Genomic DNA, 3,195 nt, shown 5'->3' on the forward strand with positions numbered 1-3,195 from the left:
CGATATGGGCATCTATGCGCTTTATTTGCCCTCTCGCAGAAATTCACTACGGGTCAAAACTTTCATTGATTTCTTAATTAAACGATTTGGTAATCCACCTTACTGGGAAGAAACCACGCTTTGAAATAGATTATAAAGCAACAACTATTTAATTCAATACTAAATGTTATCAAGCAAGATTTAGTGCTGAGCCTACCTGATTTTGAGATGCTTCAATTGAATTCGCCAACAGTGTTTTCGCGCTTATCTACCCCAATTACCAAAAGCGATCGCTATCCTCCGCCAAATGAATCCCTACGCCTTCGAGGAACTACTGCTCACCTGCTGCTGTGAACAAGGCTGGGACATTGAACGCAACTTTAGCTACAGCAATGACGGCGGTTTAGATGGGCGCTTAATAATTGCTGGGGGGCTTTATCTAATCCAGGCAAAGCGTTATCGCGGCTATATCAAGGCGCAGCATATTCGTGACTTCTACGGGGTTAGCCAGGGGGAGGAAGCGGATGGCGGTTTGCTTTGTTCATACTGGAAGGACGGGGGAGCTATCTAAGGAATTGCTGCGGGAGTATCAGATAAGTTTACTCAGTGGTCAACGATTGGTTGATTTTGTGCTGGGACAGCGATTGAGGGTTGTAGGGTGATTTTACTTATTTTCCAAACAGTAATGCTGTACGGGCATTTGAGCTTATTTAGTCAATGCTCAAGAATTTTGGCGACTACCTTTTTCCACCCGCTCGATAGCAGCATAAGCTTTTTCTAGAGTAACTTCGGCTGAATCAGTAGCATTGATAAAAGCAATACCAGGTCTGTTCTTTAGCTCAATAATAAGTTCTTGAGGTGGTCTACCACTAAGAGTAGCTTCTTTGAACTGTTTAACTAATTCATCAGTGCTAAGATTTTTGAGATTGGTTACGTTCATTAGATGAAATCTCCTTGTGCATTAATGATAAAAAGGGTCGTATTTTCCACCAGAGTTGAACTTCTAGTATAAATATATAAAAAATCTCCTGTAACCTCAATCTGATACACATACCACTGAATTTGAGGCAATCCATTGATTAAATTGCACAGCACGTACCATTGTAACTCTGAAGGCATTTTTTAGTTAGGGCAAATGAACTTTATTGATGATATTAAATGCTCTAGTGGGAAAAGGAAATTATCAGGCACAAATTAGAGGTGACTTTATCTCCGGTTCAATACCTAGCCATATTCAGTTCAGGAACCACTCAAAATAGCTAATTTCTGGGACTACACCTATCCTCACTGGTAAAACTGAAACTCCTAATCCACGCGATACATACAAGGCGATCACACCATCTCGATACCAACCACTAACATAGCGTCCACTACCATTCGGACGTATTGGAGTGAAGCCAAATAGTGATATTTGTCCGCCATGAGTATGCCCTGATAACATATATTGTGGTTTGTATTGTCTGAGCTTTGCTAATTCATCACTTGAAAATGAATCTCGATATGCTGGTGAGTGGGCAAGTAATAAATGATTTGATTGAGGGCGAACCCCTTGAAGTGATTTGATTAAATCGGGTTTACTAACTAAATCATCTAATCCCGTAATTAATATAGTTCGTTCGCCGTAATTATGTAAAATACTTTGATTAACTAATAAGCGGCAGTTATAAGTGGCATAGATTGCTGTCAAACGTTTTAAATCAATATCAGCCCAGTATTCCCAATTACCCATAATTGCATACTTAGCTGTTTGCTTATTAAGGAGCGACAAAAAGCGCTCAAATCCATCAATCTGTTCGGCTTTATCGATTGAATCTCCAGTAAATAGTACAATGTTTGGGTTAAGTTTATTAATTTGCTCGGCAATACGTTGAGCGCGGTTATTGAATTTTTTAAGATGCAAATCGCTGATTTGAACAACTTTGAAACTATTATTTGCAAAAGCAAATCGCTTATTGAGTTGGTGGCGCGTGACGACAAAACGATTTGGCTCGATGATAAGACCATAGAAGCTCAGTAAACAAAAGCTAGTGATAATGACAAGTAGAATAAGTAGATACTTTCTTCTGTTCTTTCTTTTTGGCATTAGTGTAAATTTATCTAAAAATATTTACTGACACCACCTGACGGCGCTTGTGTGCCTTACTACTTCAATATATCTAAAACCGCTTGGTTAATCATTCGTCGCATCTCAAGCTTGCCAACCTCGCATTTTACTAACTGTCAGCTTGCTCAACTAACTAGAAAAAGTTAAAAATATCACAATGCGAAAACTACCCGAATGCCGCCGATGTAAATTCTATGCTAATAACGAACTTCTAGTTTGTGCATTGCATCCAGATGGCATTGCTCAAGGAAATGATACTTGCTCAGATTTTAATACTACTAAAGATAAAAAACATCGGGAACATGAATATAGAGCAGAAGATTTAGACTTTGCTTCAGCACTTTTAAGAAACCAAGGATGTAGGGACGATCGGGCGTATTATCATAGTTTAGCGGAGATGATGGCAGGAATGCTCTATAACCCGACCAAAGATTTATTAGAGCAGCCTCTATCAGACTTTTTCTATTATGTTTTACGTCTATCTGAGCTATTAGCCGAGTTAACTAGATACACTCCTTTACAGCTTCCTGATGAGTGCTATGGGCAGTTCACAGCAGATGGACGCAGCATTATGGTTCATCAAGCTCGATTCTTAATTACTCATGGTTCAGCAGAAGTTTTAACTCTTGCTAGGCGGCAGTTTCTCTACGGAGACGATCTATATATTGCTAGAAGAATTGCTAATTACGTGAGTCGTGAAGATGAATTGAGCAGGGCATTAGAGCAATCGTATTTCGATGATATGCTAGAACGAATTAGCGGTAATGCAAATCTACATGGCATTGAGGCAGTTGAACGCCTTCTTGGTAGTGACTTGTTGTTTGGCTTTGAGTATACTCTGAGCTTCGACCTTAACAAGTGGAAAGAAAATCGGATAGATAATCAGACAGAATTGGCAGTACCTTTCTCAGTGCCAAGAACAATTACTTTTGTCAAACAACGATTTGACATTATGCTGAATTATCCATTCTGACTCTAATAAAGCAGTTGCCTCTACTTACTAGCTTTACACTTTGGGGTAATACTCAAGCGCTCAAATCTGAGCTATAAAACTAGCACTGGAATACCAATGCTGGCAACATAGGCGATCACCATGAGCAAAACCATAATCC

At 39.4% G+C, this 3,195-nt stretch carries 4 protein-coding genes; 2 read left to right on the plus strand and 2 right to left on the minus strand.

Annotated features, from left to right (window positions below; genetic code table 11):
- The first annotated feature begins 286 nt into the window (after positions 1–286).
- Positions 287–550, plus strand: coding sequence for a restriction endonuclease (locus AC2VE5_RS24865; RefSeq protein WP_486890287.1), 264 nt, complete (start codon positions 287–289; stop codon positions 548–550).
- A 150-nt stretch (positions 551–700) separates the two neighbouring features.
- Here the strand turns inward: AC2VE5_RS24865 and AC2VE5_RS24870 are convergent, their stop codons facing one another.
- The gene (locus AC2VE5_RS24870; protein ID WP_486890288.1) at positions 701–919 is read right to left on the minus strand and encodes a hypothetical protein; all 219 of its coding nucleotides are present in this window, start codon (positions 917–919) and stop codon (positions 701–703) included.
- A gap of 294 nt (positions 920–1,213) precedes the next feature.
- Entirely contained in the window at positions 1,214–2,062 is an 849-nt protein-coding gene (locus tag AC2VE5_RS24875) for a metallophosphoesterase (RefSeq protein ID WP_486890289.1), read from the minus strand.
- Positions 2,063–2,240: 178 nt separating this feature from the next.
- Between AC2VE5_RS24875 and AC2VE5_RS24880 the strand changes: the two genes are divergently transcribed.
- The gene (locus AC2VE5_RS24880; RefSeq protein WP_486890290.1) at positions 2,241–3,056 is read left to right on the plus strand and encodes a hypothetical protein; all 816 of its coding nucleotides are present in this window, start codon (positions 2,241–2,243) and stop codon (positions 3,054–3,056) included.
- Positions 3,057–3,195: the final 139 nt, after the last annotated feature.

The organism is Aliterella sp. E5.1 (assembly GCF_057473825.1).

What these genes read in the sequence shown, in the direction of transcription:
- AC2VE5_RS24880 (WP_486890290.1), top strand. Translation starts at nt 2,241, where the DNA reads ATGCGAAAACTACCCGAATGCCGCCGATGTAAATTCTATGCTAATAAC.
- AC2VE5_RS24870 (WP_486890288.1), bottom strand. Translation starts at nt 919, where the DNA reads ATGAACGTAACCAATCTCAAAAATCTTAGCACTGATGAATTAGTTAAA.
- AC2VE5_RS24865 (WP_486890287.1), top strand. Translation starts at nt 287, where the DNA reads ATGAATCCCTACGCCTTCGAGGAACTACTGCTCACCTGCTGCTGTGAA.
- AC2VE5_RS24875 (WP_486890289.1), bottom strand. Translation starts at nt 2,062, where the DNA reads ATGCCAAAAAGAAAGAACAGAAGAAAGTATCTACTTATTCTACTTGTC.